At 67.5% G+C, this 24,226-nt stretch carries 20 protein-coding genes; 5 read left to right on the top strand and 15 right to left on the bottom strand.

Features of this window, described 5'->3' with window-relative positions; all coding sequences use genetic code 11:
* Window positions 1–14: 14 nt before the first annotated feature.
* From QRN67_RS10145 to QRN67_RS10100, 10 genes are all read right to left on the bottom strand, one after another.
* Complete coding sequence (locus tag QRN67_RS10145) at window positions 15–587, bottom strand: HutD/Ves family protein (RefSeq protein WP_285411654.1); 573 nt, start codon at window positions 585–587, stop codon at window positions 15–17.
* 148 nt (window positions 588–735) lie between these two features.
* Window positions 736–1,404: an amino acid ABC transporter permease gene (locus QRN67_RS10140; protein ID WP_081271409.1), complete on the bottom strand. Its 669-nt coding sequence runs from the start codon at window positions 1,402–1,404 to the stop codon at window positions 736–738.
* A gap of 7 nt (window positions 1,405–1,411) precedes the next feature.
* Window positions 1,412–2,173, bottom strand: a complete 762-nt coding sequence (locus QRN67_RS10135; RefSeq protein ID WP_285411653.1) for a transporter substrate-binding domain-containing protein — start codon at window positions 2,171–2,173, stop codon at window positions 1,412–1,414.
* 45 nt (window positions 2,174–2,218) lie between these two features.
* On the bottom strand, window positions 2,219–2,953 hold the full coding sequence (locus tag QRN67_RS10130; protein WP_106936161.1) for an IclR family transcriptional regulator: 735 nt from the start codon (window positions 2,951–2,953) through the stop codon (window positions 2,219–2,221).
* Window positions 2,954–3,084: 131 nt separating this feature from the next.
* Window positions 3,085–4,812 (bottom strand): urocanate hydratase, encoded by a 1,728-nt coding sequence (gene hutU / locus QRN67_RS10125; protein ID WP_285411652.1) that lies wholly within the window; start codon window positions 4,810–4,812, stop codon window positions 3,085–3,087.
* A gap of 28 nt (window positions 4,813–4,840) precedes the next feature.
* Window positions 4,841–6,400, bottom strand: a complete 1,560-nt coding sequence (gene hutH / locus QRN67_RS10120; protein ID WP_081271413.1) for a histidine ammonia-lyase — start codon at window positions 6,398–6,400, stop codon at window positions 4,841–4,843.
* A 60-nt stretch (window positions 6,401–6,460) separates the two neighbouring features.
* On the bottom strand, window positions 6,461–7,198 hold the full coding sequence (gene hutC, locus QRN67_RS10115) for a histidine utilization transcriptional repressor HutC (protein WP_285411651.1): 738 nt from the start codon (window positions 7,196–7,198) through the stop codon (window positions 6,461–6,463).
* A gap of 231 nt (window positions 7,199–7,429) precedes the next feature.
* Complete coding sequence (locus QRN67_RS10110) at window positions 7,430–8,224, bottom strand: ABC transporter ATP-binding protein (RefSeq protein ID WP_285411650.1); 795 nt, start codon at window positions 8,222–8,224, stop codon at window positions 7,430–7,432.
* Window positions 8,209–9,066 (bottom strand): ABC transporter permease, encoded by an 858-nt coding sequence (locus QRN67_RS10105; RefSeq protein ID WP_172839971.1) that lies wholly within the window; start codon window positions 9,064–9,066, stop codon window positions 8,209–8,211. Before QRN67_RS10105 ends, QRN67_RS10110 begins: the two co-directional genes overlap by 16 nt.
* Window positions 9,047–10,018 carry an ABC transporter substrate-binding protein gene (locus tag QRN67_RS10100; protein ID WP_081271417.1) on the bottom strand — a complete coding sequence of 324 codons (972 nt, stop codon included), beginning with the start codon at window positions 10,016–10,018 and terminating at the stop codon, window positions 9,047–9,049. Before QRN67_RS10100 ends, QRN67_RS10105 begins: the two co-directional genes overlap by 20 nt.
* Before the next feature lie 290 nt (window positions 10,019–10,308).
* Here QRN67_RS10100 and recQ point away from each other — a divergent pair, with 290 nt between their 5' ends.
* Window positions 10,309–12,201 carry a DNA helicase RecQ gene (recQ, locus tag QRN67_RS10095; protein ID WP_081271418.1) on the top strand — a complete coding sequence of 631 codons (1,893 nt, stop codon included), beginning with the start codon at window positions 10,309–10,311 and terminating at the stop codon, window positions 12,199–12,201.
* A 19-nt stretch (window positions 12,202–12,220) separates the two neighbouring features.
* Complete coding sequence (locus tag QRN67_RS10090) at window positions 12,221–13,102, top strand: LysR family transcriptional regulator (protein WP_285411649.1); 882 nt, start codon at window positions 12,221–12,223, stop codon at window positions 13,100–13,102.
* Between the two features lie 2 nt (window positions 13,103–13,104).
* Here QRN67_RS10090 and QRN67_RS10085 read toward each other — a convergent pair whose 3' ends face one another.
* The 5 genes from QRN67_RS10085 to QRN67_RS10065 all read right to left on the bottom strand — a co-directional run bounded on the left by QRN67_RS10085 (window position 13,105) and on the right by QRN67_RS10065 (window position 20,460).
* Window positions 13,105–14,097 carry a tripartite tricarboxylate transporter substrate binding protein gene (locus tag QRN67_RS10085; RefSeq protein ID WP_285411648.1) on the bottom strand — a complete coding sequence of 331 codons (993 nt, stop codon included), beginning with the start codon at window positions 14,095–14,097 and terminating at the stop codon, window positions 13,105–13,107.
* Entirely contained in the window at window positions 14,094–14,933 is an 840-nt protein-coding gene (locus tag QRN67_RS10080; protein WP_285411647.1) for an amidohydrolase family protein, read from the bottom strand. The genes QRN67_RS10085 and QRN67_RS10080 overlap by 4 nt, the downstream gene beginning before the upstream one ends.
* A 127-nt stretch (window positions 14,934–15,060) precedes the next feature.
* Window positions 15,061–16,242, bottom strand: coding sequence for a nucleoside hydrolase (locus QRN67_RS10075; protein WP_285411646.1), 1,182 nt, complete (start codon window positions 16,240–16,242; stop codon window positions 15,061–15,063).
* Between the two features lie 153 nt (window positions 16,243–16,395).
* Window positions 16,396–18,018, bottom strand: coding sequence for a S41 family peptidase (locus tag QRN67_RS10070; RefSeq protein ID WP_285411645.1), 1,623 nt, complete (start codon window positions 18,016–18,018; stop codon window positions 16,396–16,398).
* A 117-nt stretch (window positions 18,019–18,135) separates the two neighbouring features.
* Window positions 18,136–20,460 (bottom strand): ATP-binding protein, encoded by a 2,325-nt coding sequence (locus tag QRN67_RS10065; RefSeq protein WP_081271423.1) that lies wholly within the window; start codon window positions 20,458–20,460, stop codon window positions 18,136–18,138.
* A gap of 115 nt (window positions 20,461–20,575) precedes the next feature.
* Here QRN67_RS10065 and QRN67_RS10060 point away from each other — a divergent pair, with 115 nt between their 5' ends.
* From QRN67_RS10060 to QRN67_RS10050, 3 genes are all read left to right on the top strand, one after another.
* Window positions 20,576–21,775 (top strand): threonine ammonia-lyase, encoded by a 1,200-nt coding sequence (locus QRN67_RS10060; protein ID WP_285411644.1) that lies wholly within the window; start codon window positions 20,576–20,578, stop codon window positions 21,773–21,775.
* 114 nt (window positions 21,776–21,889) lie between these two features.
* On the top strand, window positions 21,890–22,042 hold the full coding sequence (locus QRN67_RS10055) for a hypothetical protein (protein WP_172839973.1): 153 nt from the start codon (window positions 21,890–21,892) through the stop codon (window positions 22,040–22,042).
* 153 nt (window positions 22,043–22,195) lie between these two features.
* The gene (locus QRN67_RS10050) at window positions 22,196–24,067 is read left to right on the top strand and encodes a phosphoenolpyruvate carboxykinase (GTP) (protein WP_081271425.1); all 1,872 of its coding nucleotides are present in this window, start codon (window positions 22,196–22,198) and stop codon (window positions 24,065–24,067) included.
* The last annotated feature ends 159 nt before the right edge of the window (window positions 24,068–24,226 follow it).

Genomic DNA, 24,226 nt, shown 5'->3' with positions numbered 1-24,226 from the left:
GTTGGCTTTGCGGGTCAGGCAGGCAGGATGCGCACCGCGAGCAGCCGTGCGTCGGCGCCCTCCGGCAGCGCCTGCCAGGCCTGCGTGGCGTCGGCCCACTGCAGGCCCTCGCCTTCGCGGCACGCTTCATCATTCAGGCGCCACGCGCCGCGCAACGCGAGCAGCACGCCGTGCGGCGCGGTTTCGATGGCCGATGCGCTGTCGAGAACCCGCACCTCGGCGCGCCACTGTCCGCGTCGCGTCATCACGTTGAAGTCGTTGGATGCACCGCCGAGCAGCGTGCAGTCGATGGCCTCGTCGCCGCTGAAGGCGAAGGGCCGGTGCGGCACGTCGAGGCGATGGTCGATGCGCCCGTCGTGCGTGAAGAGGCGCACGCCGTCGCCTTCCAGCAGCGTGATGCTGCGGTCGACGCCTGCGAATACCGAGAACGGCCCCGCCGCCGCGATGCTCGCGATGCTCACGCGCCAGCCGAAGCTGTCGAGCCCCGCGCCCTGCGGCCAGCTCATGATTTGCTGCGTGGTGCCGCCGCCGTTTTTCCAGGGCGCGACGGGAAGCGAGGTGCGCGAGAAGCGCTGCGCGCCGCTCATTGCCGAGCCTCTTGCTCCTTCCCCCTCTGGGGGAAGGCGGGGATGGGGGCGGCGCCCGATGAGCGTTGCGACTGGGTCGAGGCCGTCGTGCCCCCACCCCAACCCTCCCCCGGAAGGGGAGGGAGAAAGACAAATGCAGTCGCGCCGCTCATCGCATCAACCCGCCCTGGCGCAGCTTCTGCTCGAAGTGCCTCAGGATCAGCGTCATCGTGCCCGTGAGCACGAAGTACACGACCGCGATCGCCAGGTACACCTCCAGCGAACGGTAAGACACGCTGATGATCTTCTGCCCCTCGTGCATCACGTCGTGGATGGTCAGCAGCGACACCAGCGCCGAGTTCTTGATGAGCGCGATGAACTCGTTGCCAAGCGGCGGGATCATGCGCACCACCGCCTGCGGCAGCACGATCTGGCGCATGGCCACCCCGGGCGTCATGCCCAGCGACTGCGCCGCCAGCGTCTGGCCCTTGTCGATCGACTGGATCGCGCCGCGCACGATCTCCGACACGTATGCGCCCGAATACACGCCGAGCCCCAGCACGCCGCACACGAAGGCCGGCAGCAGGATGCCGAAATGCGGCAACCCGAAGAACAGGATGAACAGCTGCACCAGCAGCGGCGTGCCGCGGATGGCCGCCACGTAAGCGGTGCACGCGCCGTAGATCCAGCGCCGCTTCGGGTTCAGCCGGCCGATGCCGACCAGCAGGCCCAGCACGCAGCCCAGGGCCAGCGCGCAGGCGGTGATCTCCACCGTGACCAGCGCGCCGCGCAGCAGGTCGGGCCAGCCCTGCCAGACTGGCGAGAAATCGAGATCCATGGCCTGCTTACTTGGCGTTGGCGCTGAACCACTTCTTCACGATCTGGTCGTAGGTGCCGTCCGCTTTCAGCTTCTCGATGGCGCCGTTCACCGCTTTGGTCAGCTCGGGCGTGTCCTTGCGAATGGCCATGCCGTATTCCTCGGTCGTGATCTGCTCGGGCAGCACCTTCAGGCCACCGCGCGTGCGCACGTACTGGTAGGCGGCGGGCTTGCCGGTCACGGCGGCGTCGGCGCGGCCGATGTCGACGAGGTTGAACATCTCCTGGTTCTTCTCGACCTCCATCAGCTGCACCTGCGGGAATTTCTCCTTGGTGTAGCTCACCGACTTGGTGCCCACCTGCACGCTGACTTTCTTGCCGTTGATGTCGGCCGGCGTCTTGATGGCGGTGTTGCCGTCCTTCACCATCACCACCAGGCCGCCCGCGTAGTACGGCACGGTGAAGTCGACGACCTTCTTGCGTTCTTCGGTGATGTAGATGCCCGAGACGGCCATGTCGAAGCGCTTGGAAATGAGGCCCGGCACGAGGCCCTTGAAGTCGATGTCGATCCACTCGATCTTGCGGCCCAGCGTCTTGCCGATGGCCTCGACCAGCTCCACGTCGAAGCCGGTGCGCTTGCCGTTCTCCACGAATTCCATCGGCGGGAAGGTGGCGTCGGTGGCCACGCGCAGCGGCTCGCCCTGCGCCTGGGCGGCGCCGGCGAAGCCGAAGAGAGCAAGGCCGGAGAGCGCGGCGGCGGCAACGGAAATGAGGGAGCGGCGGGTGTTCATGGTGAAAGGCTTCCGAGGGAATGAAAAAGAAAAAGCAGCGCGCGACTACTGCAGGGCGCGAGAGATGCGGGCCGCCGTGACGACGGTCATGTGGAGCAATGCAGCTTCCATGCCCTCGACCCGCGTGAGCGGCGCCATGAGCGTGATCGCGCCGCGCAGCCGGCGGCCCGAGGCCAGCACCGGCGCGCTCGCGCCCCACACGCCGGCATCGACCTCGCCGTGGGTCACGGCATGGCCGGCTTCGCGGATGGCATCGAGTTCGGCGGCGCGTTCGGCGCGGCGTTCGGGGCTCTCGCCGAGCCCGTCGAGCAGCGCGTCGCGCTGGTCCGGCGGCATGTGGGCCAGCAGGCACTTGGCGCTGGCGCCGTCGCGCGCGGGCACGCTGCGGCCGCGGTCGAAGGAGCAGCGCAGCGACTGCTCGCTGTCGATCATCTCCAGGCAGACCACGCGGTCGTTCACCGCCGTGACCAGCGCCACGCTTTCATGCGTCTGCCGGGCCAGCTCGCGCATGTCGGTGCGCGCCGCCATCACGAGGTCGGAGTTGCCGTCGAAGCCGGTGGCGAGCTGCACGCTCACCGGGCCCGGCGAGTAGCGGCCTTCCGACTCCATCACGAAGCCCCAGCGGCGCAACGTGGCGATCTGCCGGTACAGCGTGCTCTGCGACAGGCCGGTGGCCTGCACCAACTCGGCCGCCGTCATCGCCGACTTGCTCTGCGCCAGCACCGACAGCACGAACAGGGCGCGGTCGTTGTGGGCGGGAGCGTCGGTCGGAGACGTCATCGGAGGCAGTCGCTGGCGGTCGAAAGTGGATGAAGCGGCGTGCAGTATCTTGCTCGCCGTTCTCACTTCCAAGCCTTGATTCCCATTCGATGGGAATGAGCGCGTTTTTTCTTTCTACCTTCGTCTTACCGTCACTTCACCATCGGCAGCTTCAGGCCCTGCTTCTTCGCGGTGGCCACGGCAATGTCGTAGCCGGCGTCGGCATGGCGCATGACGCCGGTGGCCGGGTCGTTCCACAGCACGCGCTCGATGCGCTTGGCCGCGGCGTCGGTGCCGTCGCACACGATCACCACACCCGAGTGCTGCGAGTAGCCCATGCCCACGCCGCCGCCGTGGTGCAGGCTGACCCAGGTAGCGCCGCCGGCCGTGTTGAGCAGCGCGTTGAGCAGCGGCCAGTCGGACACGGCATCGGTGCCGTCCTTCATGGCCTCGGTCTCGCGGTTGGGGCTGGCGACCGAGCCGGTGTCCAGATGGTCTCGGCCGATGACGATGGGCGCCTTCAGCTCGCCGTTCTTCACCATCTCGTTGAAGGCCAGGCCCGCGATGTGGCGCTCGCCCAGGCCCAGCCAGCAGATGCGCGCCGGCAGGCCCTGGAAGCTGATGCGCTCGCGCGCCATGTCGAGCCAGCGATGGGTGTGCTTGTTCTCGGGGAACAGCTCCTTGATCTTGGCGTCGGTCTTGTAGATGTCTTCCGGGTCGCCCGAAAGCGCCACCCAGCGGAACGGGCCCTTGCCTTCGCAGAACAGCGGGCGGATGTAGGCGGGCACGAAGCCGGGGAAGTCGAAGGCGTTCTTCACGCCTTCGTCGAAGGCCACCTGGCGGATGTTGTTGCCGTAGTCGACCGTGGGGATGCCCATGGCCTGGAAGTCGAGCATGGCCTGCACGTGCACGGCGCACGACCTGGCGGCGGCCTTCTTGAGCGCGTCGTGCTGCGAGGCGTCCTTCATGGCGGCCTGCCATTGCGGCACGCTCCAGCCCGAAGGCAGGTAGCCGTTGATCAGGTCGTGCGCGGAGGTCTGGTCGGTCACGAGGTCGGGCTTCAGTCCACCGGCCTTCGCGCGCTTGACCAGCTCGGGGAGGATGTCCGCCGCATTGCCCAGCAGCGCGATCGACACGGCTTCCTTCGCGTCGCAGTGCTGCTTGATCAGCTCGAAGGCATGGTCGATGTCGCGCGCCTGCTTGTCGACGTAGCGCGTGCGCAGGCGGAAGTCGATGCTCGACTGCTGGCACTCGATGTTGAGCGACACCGCACCGGCCAGCGTGGCCGCCAGCGGCTGCGCGCCGCCCATGCCGCCCAGGCCGGCCGTGAGGATCCACCTGCCCGCGAGGCTGTTGTCGTAGTGCTGGCGGCCGGCTTCGACGAAGGTCTCGAAGGTGCCCTGCACGATGCCCTGGCTTCCGATGTAGATCCAGCTGCCGGCCGTCATCTGGCCGTACATGAACAGGCCCTGGCGGTCGAGCTCGTTGAAGTGCTCCCAGTTGGCCCACTTCGGCACGAGGTTCGAGTTGGCGAGCAGCACCCGCGGTGCGTTCTCATGCGTCTTGAAAACGCCGACCGGCTTGCCAGACTGGATGAGCAGCGTCTCGTCGTCGTTCAGTTCCTTCAGCGACGCGAGGATCTGGTCGTAGCAGGCCCAGTTGCGCGCGGCTCGGCCGATGCCGCCGTACACCACCAGGTCTTGCGGGCGCTCGGCCACCTCGGCGTCGAGGTTGTTCTGCAGCATGCGGAACGGGGCTTCGGTGAGCCAGCTCTTGCAGTTGAGCTCGCTGCCGCGCGGGGCGCGGATCACGCGCGTCGGGTCATGGCGCGGGTCGGTTGCGTCGGGGTTGTTCAGGGCGAATTTCTCGGGAGCGTTCATGGCGTGTTTCTCCTATCTGTCATGTGTTTCAAGAGTGGCTGGGCAGGATGTCGAGCAGCGCGGCCGGCAGCTCGGCCTTCAGCGCCCACTGGCGCATGGCTTCGATGTCGGGGGCGAGGTAGCGGTCGCGTTCGAGGAAGGCGACCTTCTGGCGGATGGCAGCGAATTCGGCTTCCACCAGCGGCGAGCTCTTGAGCTTGCGCTTGAGCTCGATGCCTTGCGCGGCGGCCATGGCTTCGATGCCGACGACCACGGCCGTGTTGTCGACCATGTCGGCCAGGCGGCGGCCCGCGAAGGTGGCCATCGACACGTGGTCTTCCTGGTTGGCCGAGGTGGGCAGGCTGTCGACGCTGGCGGGGTGCGCGAGCGACTTGTTCTCCGAGGCCAGCGCCGCGGCCGTGACCTGCGCGATCATGAAACCCGAGTTGAGGCCGCCGTCGCGCACCAGGAACGGCGGCAGGCCCGACAAGCCGCTGTCGAGCAGCAGCGCAAGCCGGCGCTCGGCGATCGCGCCGACTTCGCTCACGGCCAGCGCAATGATGTCGGCCGCGAAGGCGACGGGCTCGGCGTGGAAGTTGCCGCCCGAGATGACCTCGCCCGTGTCGGTGAAGACCAGCGGGTTGTCCGATGCGGCGTTGGCTTCGATCACCAGCACGCGCGCGGCATGCGCGAGGTTGTCGAGGCACGCGCCCATGACCTGCGGAATGCAGCGCACGGAATACGGGTCTTGCACGCGGCCGCAGTCGGCGTGCGACGGCACGATCTCGCTGCCCTCGAGCAGCGTGCGCACCGCAGCAGCTACAGCGATCTGGCCCGGCTGGCCGCGCGCGGCGTGGATGCGCGCATCGAAGGGCTTGATCGAACCCTGGATGGCCTCGAGCGACAGCGCGCCCGACATCAGCGCCGAGGCGAACACGTCTTCCGCGCCGAACAGGCCGGCCAGCGCCAGCGCGGTCGACACCTGCGTGCCGTTGAGCAGCGCCAGTCCTTCTTTGGGGCCGAGCACGAAGGGTTCGAGGCCGATGCTGCGCATCGCCTCGGCACCGCCGACGAGCTTGCCGTCTGCCAGCGTCGCCTGGCCTTCGCCGATCAGCACGCAGGCCATGTGCGCGAGCGGCGCGAGGTCGCCGGACGCGCCGACCGAGCCCTTGCACGGAATGCTCGGCGTGACGCCCGCGTTGAACAGGGCCAGCAGCGCATCGACCAGCGCGGGCCGCACGCCCGAATGACCGCGCGCCAGGCTCACCGCCTTGGTCGCGAGGATCATGCGCACGACGGGCGCAGCCAGCGGCTCGCCCGTGCCCACGCTGTGCGACAGCACCAGGTTGCGCTGCAGTTCGGCCAGGTGGTCATTGCCGATGCGCGTGCTCGCGAGCTTGCCGAAGCCGGTGTTGATGCCGTAGACGACCTGGTCGTTCTCGACGATGTGGCGCACGGCGGCCTCTGCACGCAGCATGCCGTCGCGCACCGACGGGTCGAGCGCAAGCCGCACGCCGCCGGCCTGGATGCGACGCAGCGTCGCAAGGTCGACCTTGCCGGGCGTGAGGGTCAAGGTGGCATCTGGATGGGCGGTGTGTTTGCTTGGCATGTGAACCTGTCTATACAAGTGGTTGCGAGAGAAAACGTAGGTCTTCGAGGACGAAAAAAACTAGCCGAAGCTCGGGTTGCCGTCGGCCTTGAAGCGGCTGCCCAGGCTGTAGCGCGAGGCGGGATGCAGGCAGCGCACCCAGGTCACGGGCGTGTTGCGTATCCAGGTGCGGCGCGTCAGCAGCAGGCAGGGGTCGGTGGGCGCCATCGCGAGCCGGCCGGCCTGTTCGGCGTTGGGCAATACAGCATCGACGACGTGTTCGATCTGGTCGAAGGGCACGTTGCGCACCAGGTACTCGCTGGGCGGCATGGCGCTGAAGTCCTGCTCGAGGTAGTCGGGCACGACCTGCGGATTGACGTAGCGCTCTTCGAGCTGCACCGGCGTTTCGTTCTCCAGGTGCAGGCAGGCGCTGTGGAACACCGAGTCCCCCGCGCGCAGGTCGAGCCATGCGGCCACGTCGGGCGAAGCGGCGATGCGTTCGACCTCGATCATTTCGCAGCGGTAGTCGTGCCCGCGCTGGCGGATCTCGCTGGCGATGTTGGCGATCTGCAGCAGCGTGGACTGCGGCTTGTTCTCGGCCACGAAGCTGCCGACGCCCGCCACGCGCACGATGCGGCCCTGCTCCACCAGTTCGCGCAGCGCGCGGTTCACCGTCATGCGCGCCATGCCGAACTGCGCGACCAGTTCATGCTCCGAAGGCAGGCGGTGGCCGGGCGGCCAGGTGCCGTCCTGGATCTTGCGGGAGATGTGATCCTTGACTTGCGCGTAGAGCGCGAGGGTTGGGAGGTCGCGCTTCATCTTTGCGCTTTCGGCTGCTGTTCGGGGCGTGTGCACAGGGCGCGGCTCTGGTGCCGGCCGATCAACGACGGCTCTGAACGATCACGACGATGGGGTGCCTTGCGCAGCGAAATAAAGGAGGAGGCCGAAGGCCGGGGGACATTCGCGGAGCAAGGCACCCCGTCGGCGTGAGCGCGCCCCGAACAGCGCCTCCCACACACAACGCGAAGAACAGAAAAGCCAAGGTTCATGTCAGTGCTCGGCCGCAGCCATCGACTCGGCGCGGATCTCTTCCGTCAGCCGCGCCTTGATTTCCATGAACTCCGGCGACGTCTTGATCGTGTAGCTGCGCGGATGCGGGAAGTCGACCGCGATCTCCGTCTTGATGCGCCCCGGCCGCGCGCTGAACACCGCCACGCGGTTGGCCATGAAGATGGCTTCGTCGATGTCGTGCGTGACGAACAGCACCGTCTTCTGCGCCGACTCCCAGATGCCCAGCAGCAACTCCTGCATCAGCACGCGCGTCTGGTTGTCGAGCGCGCCGAAAGGCTCGTCGAGCAGCAGCATCTTGGGGTCGTTGGCCAGCGCGCGCGCAATCGCCGTGCGCTGCTGCATGCCGCCCGAAAGCTGCTTCGGAAAATGGTGCTCGAAGCCGCGCAGCCCGACCTTGGCGATGAAGAACTCGCTGCGCTCCTTCTGCTCGGCCTCGCTCATGCCGCGCTCGCGCAGGCCGAAGCGGATGTTCTGCGCCACCGTGAGCCACGGGAACAGCGTGTAGCTCTGGAACACCACGCCGCGATCGGCGCCCGGGCCTTCGATGCGCTGGCCGTCGAGCAGCACCTGGCCGGTGGTCGGGAAGTCGAGCCCCGCGACGATGCGCAGCAGCGTCGACTTGCCGCAACCCGATGGGCCGAGGATGGTGACGAAGTCGTTCTCCTTCACCTCGAAGTCGATCGGCTGCAGCGCCTGCGTGCGCTGGCCCTTGCTGCCGGTGAAGACGCGCGAGACGCCCTGGATGGAAAGTTGGTTCTTCACAGTGCGGCCCATGCGAACAGACGGCGGTTCAATGCCTTGAAGGCGAAGTCGGACAACAGGCCGATGACGCCGATCACGATGATCCCGAAGATGATCTGGCCGGTGTTCAGCAGCGCCTGGCTGTCGGTGATCATGTGGCCGATGCCCGACGAGGAGCCGATCAGCTCCGCCACGATCACGTAGGTCCACGCCCAGCCCAGCACCAGGCGCAGAGTTTCCGCGATGCCCGGCGCGGCGCCCGGAATGAGCACGCGCGCCACGATGCCGCGGCTGTTGGCGCCCAGCGTGTAGGCCGCTTCGACGAGGTCGCGCCGCGCGCCGCCCACGGTGACGGCCACCATCAGCACGATCTGGAAGAACGAGCCGATGAAGATCACCAGCAGCTTCTGCATTTCGCCCAGGCCCGCCCACAGGATGAGCAGCGGAATGAAGGCCGAGGCCGGCAGGTAGCGGCAGAACGAGACGAAGGGCTCGAAGAAGGCTTCCACCGTTTTCCATGTGCCCATGGCAATGCCCAGCGGCACCGCGAACACGGCCGCCAGCAGGAAGCCGCCGAACACGCGCCACACGGTCATGCCGATGTCGCCGATGAAGCCGTACTCGGTGAAGAGCAGCCAGCCTTCCTTGACCATGGTCGGCGGGCTCGCCAGGAAGGTCGGCGGCACGAAGCCGCCGAGCGTGGCCACGGCCCACACCAGCACGAAGACGACGAAGAACGCGAGCCCCAGCAGCACGCGCGCACGCGTGCCGATGGGTTCGAGCGGCGCGAGCGCGCGGCGGCGCGCGGGCACCGGCACGGCAGCGGACGGCGCCTGCGCCATCTGCGGCATGGCCTTACTTGACGAAGCTTGCATCGAAGGTCACGGACAGATCTTCAGGCGCCTTGCGGATCACGCCGGCTTCCAGAAGGATGGGCGTGGCCTCCTTCATGAAGCTGGTGAGCTCGCCCGCAAAGAACTTCTGGTTGGCCGCCTTGTCCTGCCAGCGCAGGAAGGCCGACGACTTGGCGAACTGCTCGCCGCTCTGCTTCACGGCGGAGCCCATGAGTTCGTTCGACTTCTCGGGCTCTGCCTTGATCATGTCCAGCGCGTCGAAGTACGACTTGGTGAGCGCGGCGGCAGCCTTGGCATTGGCCTTGAGCCAGGTGGGCGCGCAGCCGACGGTGTCCATCACCATCGGGTAGTCGAGCGTGGTGGCCAGGATCTTGCCGGCGGCGGGGTTGGCGCGCACGGTCGAGAGGTACGGCTCGTAGGTCATGGCGGCGTCGTTCTGGCCGGCCACGAAAGCCTGGGCCGAAGCCTGCGGCGACAGCGTGGTGGTCTTCACGTCCTTCAGCGTCATGCCGTTCTTGCTGAGCATCCAGGCCAGGCCGAAGTAGGGCGCGGTGCCGGGTGCGTCCACGCCGATGGTCTTGCCCTTGAGGTCGGAGAACTTGCTGACGTCGCCGCGCACCGCAAGGCCGTCGGCGCCATAGGACTTGTCCATCTGGAAGATCTGCACGATGGGCACGCCGTTGGCGTTCCAGGCCACGTGCGTTTCCACCGTGGTGGCCGCGCACTGGATGGCGCCGGAGGCCAGCGCCAGGTGGCGGTCCTTCTGCGGGATCATCTTGAGTTCGACGTCGAGCCCGTTCTTCTTGAAGATGCCGGCCTTGTCGGCCAGCGAGAGCGGCGCGAAGCCGGTCCAGCCCGACATGCCGAGCGCAATCTTCGTTTCCTGGGCGGCGGCCGTTCCGGCCATGCCCGCTGCACATGCACCTGCTGCCAGCAGCGAAGCGACTTTCACAACTACCGTCTTCTTGACCATGGGTACTCCTGGGTCTGTTCTTTGGAAAAAGGCTCGGCGGCGGGCCGGATGACCGGGCTGCGCGCGCCTCGCATTGTTGCCAAGCGCCCCAACTTGTATATACAGGATAACCCGGAAGGTCATTTTTGGTGCACTCCCTTGGGAAATGCACCGATTTGCTGTCTAGACAAGAAAGAGCGCGGGACGGGGGCGACCATTGCAAACCTCGTGCCACGGCCACTCGGGTGCCACTGGGGGACAATCGACGGCCCGCGCCCCTCAGCCACTTTCCGCCCCTCACTCCCCCGCCTGTGTCCTCTCTCGCTCCCCGCCCCATCGACGCCTCCGGCAGCAGCGCTCCCGCCGACATCCTCCACGAGGTCTTCGGCTATTCGCAGTTCCGGGGGGCCCAGCAGGACATCGTCGACCACGTGGTGGGCGGCGGCGACGCGCTGGTGCTGATGCCCACCGGCGGCGGCAAGTCGCTGTGCTACCAGATTCCCGCCATCGCCAGGCAGCGCGCGGGGCAAGGCGTGGCGATCGTGGTGTCGCCGCTGATCGCGCTCATGCACGACCAGGTGGGCGCGCTGCACGAGGCCGGCGTGAGCGCGGCCTTTCTCAATTCCACGCTCGACTGGGAAGAAACGCAGGACGTGGAGCGCCGCATGCTGCGCGGCGAAATCACGCTGCTGTACGCGGCGCCCGAGCGGGTGAACACGCCGCGCTTCCTGTCGCAGCTCGATTCGCTCAAGGAGCGCGGCAAGCTGTCGCTCTTCGCCATCGACGAGGCGCATTGCGTGAGCCAGTGGGGCCACGACTTCCGCCCCGAGTACCGCGCGCTCACCGTGCTGCACGAGCGCTATGCGGGCGTGCCGCGCATCGCGCTCACGGCCACGGCCGACGCGCTCACGCGGGCCGACATCGTCGAGCGGCTGCAGCTGGAAGAGGCGCGCCAGTTCGTCTCCAGCTTCGACCGGCCGAACATCCGCTACACCATCGTCGAGAAGAAAGACGCCACCACGCAGCTGCTGCGCTTCATCGAGCGCGAGCACGAAGGCGACGCCGGCGTGGTCTATTGCCAGTCGCGCAAGCGGGTGGAAGACGTGGCGGTGACGCTGCGCGACGCGGGCATCAACGCCCTGCCCTATCACGCGGGCCTGGACGCGGCGGTGCGCCAGAAGCACCAGGACCGCTTCCTGCGCGAGGAAGGCATCGTGATGGTCGCGACCATCGCCTTCGGCATGGGCATCGACAAGCCCGACGTGCGCTTCGTCGGCCACCTCGACATGCCGAAGAACATCGAGGGCTACTACCAGGAAACCGGCCGCGCCGGCCGCGACGGCGGCCCGGCCGACGCCTGGATGGCCTACGGCCTGCAGGACGTGGTGAACCAGCGCCGCATGATCGACGAGAGCCCCGCCGGCGAAGAGTTCAAGCAGGTGATGCGCGGCAAGCTCGACGCGCTGCTCTCGCTGGCCGAGGCCAGCGACTGCCGCCGCGTGCGCCTGCTGGGCTACTTCGGCGAGAAGAGCACGCCCTGCGGCAACTGCGACAACTGCCTGAACCCGCCGCAGGTGTGGGACGGCACCGATGCCGCGCGCAAGCTGCTGAGCACCATCTACCGCGTGCAGCAGCTGAGCGGCATCAGCTTCGGCGCGGGGCACATCATGGACATCCTGCGCGGCAAGGCCACCGAGAAGGTCAAGCAGTTCGGGCACGAGCGGGTCAGTACCTTCGGCATCGGCGCGGAGTTCAGCGAGGTGCAGCTGCGCGGCGTGCTGCGCCAGCTGATCGCCACCGGCGCGCTGGCGGTGGACGCGGAGGCGTTCAACACGCTGAAGCTCACCGAAGGCTCGCGCGCCGTGCTCAAGGGCGAGGCGCAGGTGACGCTGCGCGAATCGGTGTCGTCGCCGGCGGAGCGCAAGTCCCGGCGCGAGAAGACCGTCAAGGGCGCGCCCTCGCCCGCCGCCGCCAAGCTCGACGACACCGGCAAGAAGCGCTTCGAGGCGCTCAAGGCCTGGCGTGCCGAGGTGGCGAAGGAACACAACCTGCCGGCCTACGTGATCTTCCACGACGCCACGCTGGCGGCCATTGCCGAGCGCGCGCCGGCGACGCTCGAAGACCTGCAGGGCATCAGCGGGATCGGCACCAAGAAGCTCGAGGCCTACGGGTCCGAAGTGCTGCGGGTCTGCGAAGCGTTCTGACGCAAAAGAGAGCGCCGCCTTGGACACCCGGCAGATGCGCTGCGTCGTCGCGATTGCCGAAGCCGGCAGTCTCACCAAGGCGGCCGAGCGGCTGGGCCTGGCACAGCCGGCACTCACGCAGACGCTGAACCGGCTGGAGCAGGAACTCGGCACGCGGCTGTTCACGCGCTCGCGCCGCGGCGCCGCGCTGACCGACGCGGGCCTGGCCGTCATCGACGACATGCGCGCCAGCCTGGCCTACGGCGACACGGCCGCCGAGCGCGCACGCGCAATGGGCGCCGGGCGCGCGGGCCGGCTCACGATCGGCTTCGTGACGCACGCGGTCTACGAGGTGCTGCCGAACGCGCTGCGCCGGCTGCGCGCCGGGCATCCGCAACTCGACGTGGTGCTGCGCGAGATGAGCAATGCCGAGCAGGTGGCGGCGCTGGAGGGCGGGCGCATCGACATCGCGCTGCTGCATCCGCCGGTGTCGGTGTCGGCCCGGGTGCACGAGCTGCGGCTGGGCGAGGAGTCGCTGATCGCCGCGCTGCCGGCCGCATGGCCGCTGGACGCGGACGGCTGCGTGTCGCTCGCCGACATCGCGCGGCACGGGCTGGTGTGGTTCCCGGAGCAGCAGATTCCCGCCCTGCGCGCGCAGCTGCTGGGTGCGCTGCGCCGCGCCGGCCACGAGACGCGGGTGGTGCAGGACGCCAACCGCACGCTGACGGTGCTGTCATGCGTGGCGGCGGGGCTGGGCTGGTCGCTGCTGCCGCGCTCGGTGCGCGCGCTGCGGCACGAGGGCGTGCGCTATGCCGAGGTGCGCGACGGCGCGGGCTTGCCGCCCTTCGAACTGTCGGCGCTGTGGCTGGCGCGCTCGCGGCCGACCTTTGCCGATGCATTCGCGGCGATGCTGCGCGGCTGACGTCAATCCATCTGGATCCTGTTGTCCTTCGCGAGCTTGGTCCACTTGGCGATCTCGGCGCGGCGGAAGCCGTCGAGTTCGGCGGGGCTGGAGCCGATCACCTCGGCGCCCAGCGCTTCGAGCCGGCTGCGCACCTCGGGGTCCTTGAGCGTGGCCGCGAACTCCTTCGAGAGCCGTTCGGCCACAGGCGCGGGCGTGCCCGCCGGCACGAACACCGCGTTCCATTCGTAGACCTCGTAGCCGGGCAGGCCGGCCTCGGCCACGGTGGGCAGCTGCGGCAGGGCCGGCGCGCGCGCCTTGCCGGTCACGGCCAGCGGGCGCAGCTTGCCGTCCTTGATGAAGGGCAGGCTCGAAGCCAGGCTGGCGAAGAACACCGGCACATGCCCCGACATCACGTCGGTGAGCGCGGGACCGCCGCCCTTGTAGGCCACGTGCGTCATCTGCACGCCGGCCATCGAGGCGAACAGCTCGCCCGCCAGATGCTGCGCCGAGCCGTTGCCCGACGAGGCGTAGTTGATGGCGCCCGGCTTCGCCCTGGCCTGCGCGATCAGGTCGGCCACGCTCTTGATCGGCGCCGACGGGTTCACCACCAGCACGTTGGGCACCCTCACCAGCAGCGACACCGGCGCCAGTTCGCGCAGGGTGTCGAAGGGCATCTTGCGCAGCGCCGGGTTCTGCGCATGGTTGGAGGCGTCGAGCAGCACGGTGTAGCCGTCGGGCGCGCTCTTGGCGACGAGGTCGCCGCCGATGGCGCCACCGGCACCGCCGCGGTTGTCGATCGCCACCGGCTGGCCCAGCTTCACCGACAGCTTGGGCGCGACGATGCGCGCCACCGCTTCGACCGTGCCGCCCGGCGGATAGCTGACGACCAGCCGCACCGGCTTGGAAGGCCATGTCTCGGCATGGGCGCAGATGCCGCTCAGCAACAGGGCCGCGCCCGCGAGGGCGAGGGGAATGGCGCGCAGCAGTCGCGCGCGCGGAATTTCGTTGGTCATTTGTCGATGTCTCCTGTCTTGAACTTGAACAACCTGGCGGGCGTCTCGACCAGGATGCGGCGCCGCGCGGCGGCGTCGGGCACCCAGTCGGCCAGCGCCGCATGGGCGGCGGCGTAGTCGGCAATCTCGCGGTGCTGGGTGTGCGGCCAGTCGCTGCCCCACACCAGGCGATCGGGGCCGAAGGCCTTCAGCAGCGCCTGGGCGGCATCGCGGGCGGCGGCGGCTTCGGAGGCCACGGGCCAGTTGCGATAGGCGGCCGAGAGCTTCACCCAGACGCGCCCGCAGGCCGCGGCATCGAGCAGCCAGGCAAAGCCTTCGTCGGAAGATGCAGGCGCCGATGCGGGCCGGCCGAAGTGGTCCACCACCAGCGCGCAGCCGGCGTCGAGCACGGCTTGCGCGGCCAGAGGCAGGTCGCGCGATTCGCGGTGCAGCTCCACATGCCAGTCCAATGCGCGCACGCGGGCGAAGAGCCGCCGCCAGCCGGGCTGCGAGAAATCGGGCAGCGGCATGCCCACGAGGTTGAGGCGGATGCCGCAGACACCGGCGGCGGCCATCGCCTGCAGCGTGGCGTCATCCACCCCCGGGTCGACCACGGCAACGCCGCGCAGGCGCTCCGGGCACGCATGCAGCGCGTCGATCAGGAAGCGGTTGTCGGTGCCGAGAAAGCTGGGCTGCACCAGCACGCCGTGCGAGACGCCGTGCGCATCGAGAAACCCGAGATATTCATCCAGCGTGGCGTCGTAGTCGGGCGCATGCCGGCGCGTCGCCGCCAGGGGCAGGCCGCGCACGAACACATGGGCATGGCTGTCGACGGCGGTGATGGCGGCGGAGGGCACGGCGTTGTCTCTGGTGGAATCGTTGTGCGTCCGCGAGGTTGCGGACGTGGGCGAGTATCCGAAGGACGGCGCCTGCCTGGAAGGTATCTCCCGGTTGTGTTTGGATAAGTGTGGCTTATGGAACCGTTCAGTTCGCCGCCGGCAGCGTGATGGGTACCGGCCGCGTCAGCAGGTCGACATAGAGCTCGAAGAAGCGCGCGTTGTCGAACTTCTTCACCACCGTCATCTTCTGCAGCGTGGGGCCTGAAGGCTGCGAGGAATAGCCGATGGAGCGGCCGTTGTCGGGCGCGCCGGGCCTGGCGATCACGTCGACGTAGCGGTCGACCGTCTGGGTGGCGTAGCTCGGGTCGATCAGGTAGGCCAGCGTGAGGGTGTCCCAGATGTTCTGGGTGTAGTTCGGATTGGTCTCGAAGCCGTTCTTGCCGTCGAAGCCATAGCCGTTGAGCTTCTGGAACACGTCGGTCACGGCCGTGGGCTTGGCCGGGTGCGCGATGCGGTCGTAGATGGGCTTGGTGAGGAACACGGTGTCGGTCACGTCCAGCGGCACCACCACCTGCGGGATCGGCAGGCGCACCACGAACTGCGCGGCGTCGGGGTCGAACCACCAGTTGAATTCCGCCGCCTTGGTGGTGTTGCCCGGCACGTCGATGGCGCCGCCCATGTAGATGATCTGCTTGATGAGCGGCACGATCTCCGGGTTCTGCTTGACCGCGAGCGCGATGTTGGTGAGCGGGCCGATGGCCAGGATGGTGATCTCGCCGGGGTTGGCCTTCACCGTGTCGACGATGAAATCGACCGCGCCCTTGCGCTGCGCCACGGTGTGGGTGGCAAAGCCGTCGGGCGAGGGCTTGAGGTCGGCGTCGGTCCTGGGCTCCGGTCCGCCCCAGGCGCCCAGGTAGCCGTCGCCGCCGGCACCCGCGGCCAGCTCGGCCTGCACGTCGGCATAGGTGTGGTTGAGCGCGTAGTTGGCTCCCACGTAGACGCCGATGCGCTCGCCCACGCCGAGCCGCTCGACCGACTTCAGCGCATCGGCCACGCCCTGCCTGAGCCACTGGTTGCCCGAAACCACGCTGATGCCCATGACCTGCACCTTGCCCTGCGCCTGCAGCTGCGCGGCCATGACGCCGAGCTGGCCGTCGTCGCTCATGGTGTTGTAGTCGCTGTCGATGATGATCTTCTGCGCGGTGGGCGCGGGCATGCCACCGAAGCCCGGGCCGAGGCCGATGCCTCCGCCTCCCCCGCCGCCACCACCGCAACCAGCCAGCACCGCGATGACGACGATGAACATCGTCCCGATCCATTTGCGCATCTGCTTCTCCTAAGCGTTTGGTTTTCAGTCGAGAAAATCTGAAATACAAACGTTTCGCAAAGGTTTGCGCAAACGTTTGCCAAACTTTAGGGCGCAAGCCGGCAGCGTGGCAAGCGCTCCGGCTCAGGGTTTTCCGCGAGGCGGGGTGGAAGGTCAGCCCGGGCTGGGGGCGAAGTCGAGCAGGCGGTTGCGGCGCAGCGGCGACTGGTCGATCAGGAAAGGCGTCTCGGCTTCGGCCGGCTCGGCCTTCTCCATGCCGCGCGCCATGGCCTTGGCCATCGGCACGGGGCAGGAGCCTCCGCTGCGCAGCGCGAGGGCCGCGGCCAGCCGGGCTTCGTTCGGGTCGCCGAGCTGGTGGTCGTAGTCGTCGGCCACGGCGCAGTTGGGCGCGAAGCCGTCGCCGTAGTCGCCGAAGCCCTGCTGGTTCACGCCCTTGACCTGGATCGCGAAGTAGGTGGTGCCGCAGTTGTCCTGCGGGTAGAAGCCGTAGGGCTTGCCGCAGGTGGTGCCGCCGACGAGGTTGACCGTCACACCCACGCCGCGCAGGCTGTTGATGACCGACTCGCTGGCCGAGCAGGTGTCGGGGCTGGTCAGCACGGTCACCCGCGACAGGCCGAGCGACGGCAGCGCCGCGCCGATGCGGCTGGTGCTGTAGAACGGCATCAGGCTCTGCGCCACCGAGAGGCGGAACGGGTTCTTGTCGTTGAAGGTCAGCAGCTCGAAGGTCTTGCCCGCCGTGGCCGACGGCGCGGCGATCATGTAGGCCAGCCGGCTGGCAATGGCGAGCTGGCCGCCGCCGTTGTAGCGCATGTCGAGCACGAGGTCCTGGATGCCCGGCCCGGTCTTGAGAAAGTTCACCGCGTCGATGAGCTGCTGCTCGGACGTCGTGATGTGGTCGTTGAACAGCATGTAGCCCACGTGGTTGCCGCCGCCCACGTCGATGGACTTGACGTTCTGCACCGGCGTGCTCGTGACGTTGGCCGCTTTCAGGTTGTAGGAAACGGCAGGATCGCTGCCCAGCTTGAACGTGAAGTTGTGCGACTCGCCCACGGTCTTCGGCGAGAGCGCGTTGTTGATCGTGGCGGCGTTGGCGGCTCCGGTCGCATTGACGAAATCGACGCCGTCCACGCTCAGCAGCCTGGCGCCGCGCTTAAGCCCGGCGAGGTCGGCAGGCGAGCCGGGCTCGACGAGGACCACGCGCAGTTCGCGCGGCGGGCTGGTGGCGATGGAAACGAACTCCGCGCCGTAGCTGACCGACACGCCGCCCTGCGAGAGCTGGCGGTATGCCTCGGTGTCGTACACGAAGTGGAAGCGGTCCTTGGGCCTGCCCGACGACGTGGTGAGTGGCGTCTTGAGCACGTTGAACCATGCGACGGGCGTGGCGTAGTCGGAAGCCTTGAGCGTGGCCGGCACTTCGCTGTACCAGAGGTAGGTCTCGTCGATCCAGGCGCGCACCCAGCTCTTCTCGTTGTCCAGGGAGCCGGCGCTGTCGGGATAGGCCCGGCCGGTCTCCGGATTGGTGCCGGTGCGCGGCGCGGCGCAGAGGCCGGCGACCGATGACGATGGCACGATGCCCGTGCTGTTGCTGGCGGGCGGCGTGGTGACGGGGGGCGTGGCAACGGGCACGAGACCGATCGGCAAGCCGCCGCCGCCGCCGCCACCTCCTCCGCCTCCCCCGCCGCAGGCTGCCACGAGGCAAGCCGCCGCAAGCGCCGCACATGCCGCCCACGCCCCTGACCGCGGCGAGCGCCGCACGTCGACCTTGCGAAATTCCATCTGCTGCTCCTCCTCGTGTCCGCGCCGGCGGACGGGTGTTCCGCTTGGAGGGCGAAGGCTCGCCTTCCAAGCGCTCCTGCGGGTTTCGAACCCGGTTCTTCTATCCGCCGTCCGCGGCTACTGCAGGAAGCCCATGCCGCGGGACTCGCGCACTTCGGGCTTGATGCGGTGCTCGGCCTCGAGCTGGTCGAGGAATTCGTCCGCGGAGAACTCGGTCGCGAGAATATCGGTCTGCCGTTTCACCGCCGCGAAATCCCCTGGGCACAGCTGTGTCAATTGCGCGAGCCGCGCCTGCATGGCGCCCGTGATGCGCCCGGCATCGCCCGCCAGCGCCTCGGTCACGAACATGCGTTCGCGCTGCGCGGAGGTAAGCGGCATGAACTTGATCTTGAAGGTGAAGCGCCGCAGCGCCGCCTGGTCGAGCCGCTCGAGCAGGTTGGTGGTGCAGACGAAGACGCCGTTGAAGCGCTCCATTCCCTGCAGCATCTCGTTGACCTCGGTGACCTCGTAGGTGCGCTGCGCGCCTCGGCGGTCCTGCAGGAAGCTGTCGGCCTCGTCGAGCAGCAGCACGGCCTTTTCGTTCTCGGCCTCGCGGAACATGGCGGCCATGTTCTGCTCGGTCTCGCCGACGTACTTGCTCATGAGGTCGCTGGCCTGCTTGATGATGAGCGGCCGGGCCAGGGCCTTGGCGATGTGTTCGGCCAGCGCGGTCTTGCCGGTGCCGGGCGCGCCGTAGAAGCACAGCGTGCCGTGGCCGCGCGCCTTCAGCGCCTGGACGATGCGCGGTATCTCGAAGCGGGTTTCGACATTGAGCATGTCGAGGTCGTAGGTGGTGACGCTGCGGCGCTCGCCGCGGCCGGTGTCGAGCGTGCCGAGCGCGAGGTCGGCATTGCGCAGCTGGCGCTCGATGAGCGCCTCGACGGAGGCGTCGTCGGTCTTCGCGAGCCCTGCGAAGCGCACGGCGGTGCGGATCTGCGCGGGCGTGAGGCCCTTGCGCTCGGCCAGCTTGGCGGTGAAGGCCTCGGACACGACCACGCCTTCGAGCGTCTTCTTCACGAGCTGCTCGCGCGCGCCGGGCGGCGGCGACTTGAGTTCTAGGTGGTAGGCAAAGCGGCGACGGAAAGCCGGATCGATCTGCTCGATGCGGTTGGTGACCCACAGCGTGGGCACGGGGTTGGCCTCGAGGATCTGGTTGACCCAGGCCTTGCCGCTGACGCTGCCGCTGGTGGGCGCGGGAATCTGCTCCGCGCGCGCCATGAACTGCGCAGCCTCCGTGCTGATGGGCGGGAAGACGTCCTCGACCTCGTCGAACAGCAAGGCCGCCTGCGCGCTGCCCTTGAGGAACACCTGCGCGATCTGCAGCGAGCGGTAGCGGTCGCGCCCGCTGAGCGAGTTGCCGTCGCGGTCGGCGTATTCGACTTCGAAGAGCTCCAGCCCCGCCGCTTGTGCGACGACCTTGGCCAGCTCGGTCTTGCCGGTGCCCGGGGGGCCGTAGAGCAGCACGTTGACGCCGGGCTCCTTGCGCGCGACGGCGGCGCGCAGCAGCGTGACGAGCATCTGCGCGTCTTCCTGCACGAACGAGAAGTCGTGCGGCGTCAGCGCGCTCTTGGCCGAGGGCCGCGTGAACACGGCCATCAGCTCGTTGTGGTCGCGGTACTCGCGCATGAGCACCGGCGGCAGCTTCTCGCTGACCTTCATGAGGTCGGCGAGGTCGGTGATGTTGTGCTCGGAGATGAGGTTTTCGACGAGGCCGATGCGTTCGAGCCGCGAACCCGCGCGCAGCGCCTCGCCGACTTCGCTCGCATTCACGCCCGCGATGTCGGCGATGGCGGCATAGGCCTCGGGGGCGTTGTTGACCTTGAACTCGACCAGCAGCGAACGCAGGTCGCGCTGGTAGCGCGCGAGCGTGCCGTACAGCAGCAGCGCACGCTCGGCCTTGTTGAGCTGAAGCAGGCCCGCGAGCGCGTCGATGTTCTTCTCGACCAATGTCGACTGCTTGCGCAGTGCATGCGTGAGCCAGTCGCGCGTGACGGCCAGCACCGAGAGCAGGTCCTTGGGCTGGTCCTTGGCGTATTCATCGAGGTAGAAGAACAACGTGCCCTCTTCGTACGGACCGCGCCACACGCCGTGGCGTTCCAGCAGCGTGCGGCCGTCGAAGTCTTCGACGCCCTTCCATGCCTCGTTGCCGGCGCAGCGCCGCCCGAGGAATTCGCGCAGCCGCTGCAGCACTGCCGCGGGCCACACCAGGTGCCGGCCCGTGAGCGACAGCAGGCCGTTGATGTCGCGCCGCACGTTGAAGCGCGGCCCCTGCTTGGCAGCGAGCGTCAGCACGAAGTGCGAGCACATGAGCTCGAGCACCGGCGCCTCCTTTAGGCCGGGCGACGGCAATGCCTGCCCGCGCACCGCAGCAGCCACCACATCGACACCCGCACGCTTCGCCATCAGGCAACCTCCAACGAGGAAAATCTCGGAGAGACCATAACGCAGACTTTTGGCTTCGGGAAGACCAGCAAACGGTAAAAACCCTCATGGTGCGATTCCAGCCACAATGCGCGCCATGGTCGGAATCGAAGAAATCCAGCGCGCCGCGGCGCGCCTGCAAGGCCAGGTGCTCGATACGCCCTGCGTCGAATCGCGCACGCTGTCGGAGATCGTCGGCGCCCAGGTGTTCCTGAAGTTCGAGAACCTGCAGTTCACATCGTCGTTCAAGGAACGTGGTGCGTGCAACAAGCTGGTCGATCTGTCCGAGAACGGTACACGGGGAGTGATCGCCATGTCTGCCGGCAACCATGCGCAGGGTGTGGCCTATCACGCGCAGCGGCTCGGCCTGCGCGCGCTCATCGTGATGCCGCGCTTCACCCCCGGCGTGAAGATCGAGCGCACGCGCGGCTTCGGCGCGGAGGTGGTTCTTCACGGCGACACCCTCGATGCGGCCCGCGCCCATGCCCTGGAGCTTGCGGCGCGCGAAGGACTGACCTTCGTCCATCCCTACGACGACGAGGCGATCATCGCGGGACAGGGCACCGTGGCGCTCGAGATGCTCGACGCGGTGCCCGATCTCGACACCCTGGTGGTGGCCGTCGGCGGCGGCGGGCTGATCGCCGGCATGGCGGTGGCGGCACGCGAGCGCGAGCCCGGCATCGAGATCGTCGGCGTGCAGACCACGCGTTTTCCGGCTATGGTCAACGCGGTCAAGGGTACGCATCATGCGCAGGGCAAGAGCACGATCGCCGAGGGCATCGCGGTCGGCACGCCGGGTGTGCTGACCCGGGAAATCATCGCGAGCAAGGTCGACGACCTGCTGCTGGTGGACGAGGGCGACATCGAGCAGGGCGTCCTGATGCTGCTGGAGATCGAAAAGACGCTGGTCGAGGGGGCCGGCGCGGCGGGGCTGGCGGCGCTGATCCGGCATCCGGAGCGCTTCAAGGGCAAGCGCGTGGGGCTGGTCCTGTCCGGCGGCAACATCGATCCGCTGCTGCTCGCGGCCATCATCGAACGAGGCATGGTCCGGGCCGGGCGGCTGGCGCGCGTGCGCGTGAGTGCGCGCGATGTGCCCGGCTCGCTGGCCCAGATCACAGCCACTGTGGCGGAAGCGGGCGCTAACGTCGACGAGGTTCATCACCAGCGCGCGTTCACGATGCTGGCGGCCCAGAACGTCGACATCGAGCTGGTGCTGCAGACCCGTGGACGCGCGCACCTGGCAAGCGTGCTCACAGCGCTGAGGGATGCGGGCTTCGAGGCGGAGGAGCAGCATTGACCCTCCCCCGGCAAGAACTGCGGTGGGGGCTCGGAAGCCCCTAGAGCCGTTCAGGGCGACCCGCCGGTAAAATGGCCCTCAGTCTGTCAATTCGAGTCTTCGAGGTACTTCCCGATGTCCAACCCAACTCCCGTCGAGCCCAGCCACAGCGCTGCCGTCGAAAAGGACGCCGTCGAATCGGTCGTTCACCTGATGCCGCTGGTGCTTCCGCTGGCCGGCGGCGTGCTGATGCTGCTGCTGGCGTCTATCGCGGTGTACATGGCCTGACGCTGACAGTCATTGCCGCTTTTGTCCGCGGGCGGTGCGGCCCGCGTTGACGCAGTCTCCCGAAGCGAAACGTTTTCTCAAACGGACCTCCGTGCCTGAGCAGGTACGGCGCCCCGTTCGGAAAGACGATTTTTCAACTTAGGAGATTTTCCGATGAACGCACCCACGATGAAGGGCCTCACCATTCAGGCGCCCTCATACGTCAAGAACGCCAAGCTGATCGCCTGGGTGGCCGATATGGCCGCGCTGTGCAAACCCGAAGCCATCCATTGGTGCGACGGCAGCAAGGAAGAATACGACCGCCTCTGCCAGCAGCTGGTCGATGCAGGCACGTTCAAGAAGCTCAATCCGGTCAAGCGCCCCAACTCGTTCCTCGCGATCTCGGATCCGAGCGACGTGGCGCGCGTCGAAGATCGGACCTACATCTGCTCCGCGCAGAAAGAGAATGCCGGCCCGACCAACAACTGGATGGCGCCCGCCGAGATGCGCGCGACTCTTCAACCGCTGTTCGACGGCTGCATGAAGGGCCGCACGATGTATGTCGTGCCGTTCAGCATGGGTCCGCTGGGCTCGCCCATTGCGCACATCGGCATCGAGCTGTCCGACTCGCCCTATGTGGCGGTCAACATGCGCATCATGACCCGCATGGGCAAGGCCGTTTACGACGTGCTGGGCACCGACGGTGAATTCGTGCCTTGCGTGCACACCGTCGGCGCACCGCTCGAAGCTGGCCAGAAGGATGTCTCCTGGCCCTGCAACAAGACCAAGTACATCGTCCACTATCCCGAGACGCGCGAGATCTGGAGCTACGGCTCCGGCTACGGCGGCAACGCACTTCTGGGCAAGAAGTGCTTCGCGCTGCGCATCGCCTCGAACATGGGCCGCGACGAAGGCTGGCTGGCCGAACACATGCTGATCCTGGGCGTGACCAATCCCGAGGGCAAGAAATACCACGTGGCGGCCGCATTCCCTAGCGCGTGCGGCAAGACGAATTTCTCGATGCTCGTGCCCCCGGCCGGTTTCGAAGGCTGGAAGGTCACGACCATCGGCGACGACATCGCCTGGATCAAGCCGCAAGCCGATGGCTCGCTGCGTGCCATCAATCCGGAAGCTGGCTATTTCGGCGTTGCCCCCGGCACCAACATGCTGACGAACCCGAACTGCATGCGCAGCCTCGACGACGGCGTGATCTTCACCAACGTCGCGCTGACGGACGACGGCGACGTGTGGTGGGAAGGCATGGAGCAGGACGCACCGGGCAAGGCGCTGCCGGCGCACCTGATCGACTGGCAGGGCAAGGACTGGACGCCGCAGATCGCCAAGGAAACCGGCGCCAAGGCCGCTCATCCGAACGCCCGCTTCACCGTGGCGGCCACCAATAATCCCGCACTCGACGAGGCTTGGGACGATCCGAAGGGCGTGACCATCGACGCCTTCATCTTCGGCGGCCGCCGCTCGACCACCGTGCCTCTGGTCACCGAGGCCCGCAACTGGGTCGAGGGCGTGTACATGGCAGCGACCATGGGCTCGGAAACGACCGCCGCCGCCGCCGGCCAGCAAGGCGTCGTGCGCCGCGACCCCTTCGCGATGCTGCCGTTCATGGGCTACAACATGAGCGACTACTTCCAGCACTGGCTCGACTTGGGCAAGAAGCTGGAAGCCTCTGGCGCCAAGCTGCCCAAGATCTACACGACCAACTGGTTCCGCAAGGGCGCGGACGGCAAGTTCGTGTGGCCCGGTTATGGCGAGAACATGCGCGTCCTGAAGTGGATGATCGATCGCGTCGAAGGCAACAAGCAGGACGGCGTCGAGCACATCACCGGCGTGAGCCCGCGCTATGAAGATCTGAACTGGACGGGCCTGGACTTCAGCGCCGAGCAGTTTGCGACGGTGACCAGCATCGACAAGGCAGCTTGGGAAGCCGAATTGAAGCTGCATTCAGAGCTGTTCAAGCAGCTGGAGCATCATCTGCCCAAGGAATTGCCGCAGACGAAGGCTGCGATCGAGCAGCGCCTGGCTGCCTGATTAGCATCAGCGCTTAAATAAAAAAGCCCGGTGGACGCGAGTCCATCAGGCTTTTTTTGTTTCTGCTTATTTTTTAGAACAACGCTGTTTGCAATCAGGTTCATTCGCCCCAAAGCAAAAAACCCCAGTCAATTGCTTGACTGGGGTTTTCTGGGCTGT

Source organism: Variovorax sp. efr-133-TYG-130, from assembly GCF_030208835.1.
In the GTDB taxonomy this organism is placed as follows: domain Bacteria; phylum Pseudomonadota; class Gammaproteobacteria; order Burkholderiales; family Burkholderiaceae_C; genus Variovorax.
This window is presented reverse-complemented; position numbering and strand designations above follow the sequence as displayed.

Excerpts from the sequence above, each read along its gene's own strand:
- QRN67_RS10145 (WP_285411654.1), bottom strand. The coding sequence starts at position 587 with ATGAGCGGCGCGCAGCGCTTCTCGCGCACCTCGCTTCCCGTCGCGCCC.
- QRN67_RS10140 (WP_081271409.1), bottom strand. The coding sequence starts at position 1,404 with ATGGATCTCGATTTCTCGCCAGTCTGGCAGGGCTGGCCCGACCTGCTG.
- QRN67_RS10135 (WP_285411653.1), bottom strand. The coding sequence starts at position 2,173 with ATGAACACCCGCCGCTCCCTCATTTCCGTTGCCGCCGCCGCGCTCTCC.
- QRN67_RS10130 (WP_106936161.1), bottom strand. The coding sequence starts at position 2,953 with ATGACGTCTCCGACCGACGCTCCCGCCCACAACGACCGCGCCCTGTTC.
- hutU (WP_285411652.1), bottom strand. The coding sequence starts at position 4,812 with ATGAACGCTCCCGAGAAATTCGCCCTGAACAACCCCGACGCAACCGAC.
- hutH (WP_081271413.1), bottom strand. The coding sequence starts at position 6,400 with ATGCCAAGCAAACACACCGCCCATCCAGATGCCACCTTGACCCTCACG.
- hutC (WP_285411651.1), bottom strand. The coding sequence starts at position 7,198 with ATGAAGCGCGACCTCCCAACCCTCGCGCTCTACGCGCAAGTCAAGGAT.
- QRN67_RS10110 (WP_285411650.1), bottom strand. The coding sequence starts at position 8,224 with ATGGGCCGCACTGTGAAGAACCAACTTTCCATCCAGGGCGTCTCGCGC.
- QRN67_RS10105 (WP_172839971.1), bottom strand. The coding sequence starts at position 9,066 with ATGCAAGCTTCGTCAAGTAAGGCCATGCCGCAGATGGCGCAGGCGCCG.
- QRN67_RS10100 (WP_081271417.1), bottom strand. The coding sequence starts at position 10,018 with ATGGTCAAGAAGACGGTAGTTGTGAAAGTCGCTTCGCTGCTGGCAGCA.
- QRN67_RS10085 (WP_285411648.1), bottom strand. The coding sequence starts at position 14,097 with ATGACCAACGAAATTCCGCGCGCGCGACTGCTGCGCGCCATTCCCCTC.
- QRN67_RS10075 (WP_285411646.1), bottom strand. The coding sequence starts at position 16,242 with ATGCGCAAATGGATCGGGACGATGTTCATCGTCGTCATCGCGGTGCTG.
- QRN67_RS10070 (WP_285411645.1), bottom strand. The coding sequence starts at position 18,018 with ATGGAATTTCGCAAGGTCGACGTGCGGCGCTCGCCGCGGTCAGGGGCG.
- QRN67_RS10065 (WP_081271423.1), bottom strand. The coding sequence starts at position 20,460 with ATGGCGAAGCGTGCGGGTGTCGATGTGGTGGCTGCTGCGGTGCGCGGG.
- QRN67_RS10060 (WP_285411644.1), top strand. The coding sequence starts at position 20,576 with ATGGTCGGAATCGAAGAAATCCAGCGCGCCGCGGCGCGCCTGCAAGGC.
- QRN67_RS10055 (WP_172839973.1), top strand. The coding sequence starts at position 21,890 with ATGTCCAACCCAACTCCCGTCGAGCCCAGCCACAGCGCTGCCGTCGAA.
- QRN67_RS10050 (WP_081271425.1), top strand. The coding sequence starts at position 22,196 with ATGAACGCACCCACGATGAAGGGCCTCACCATTCAGGCGCCCTCATAC.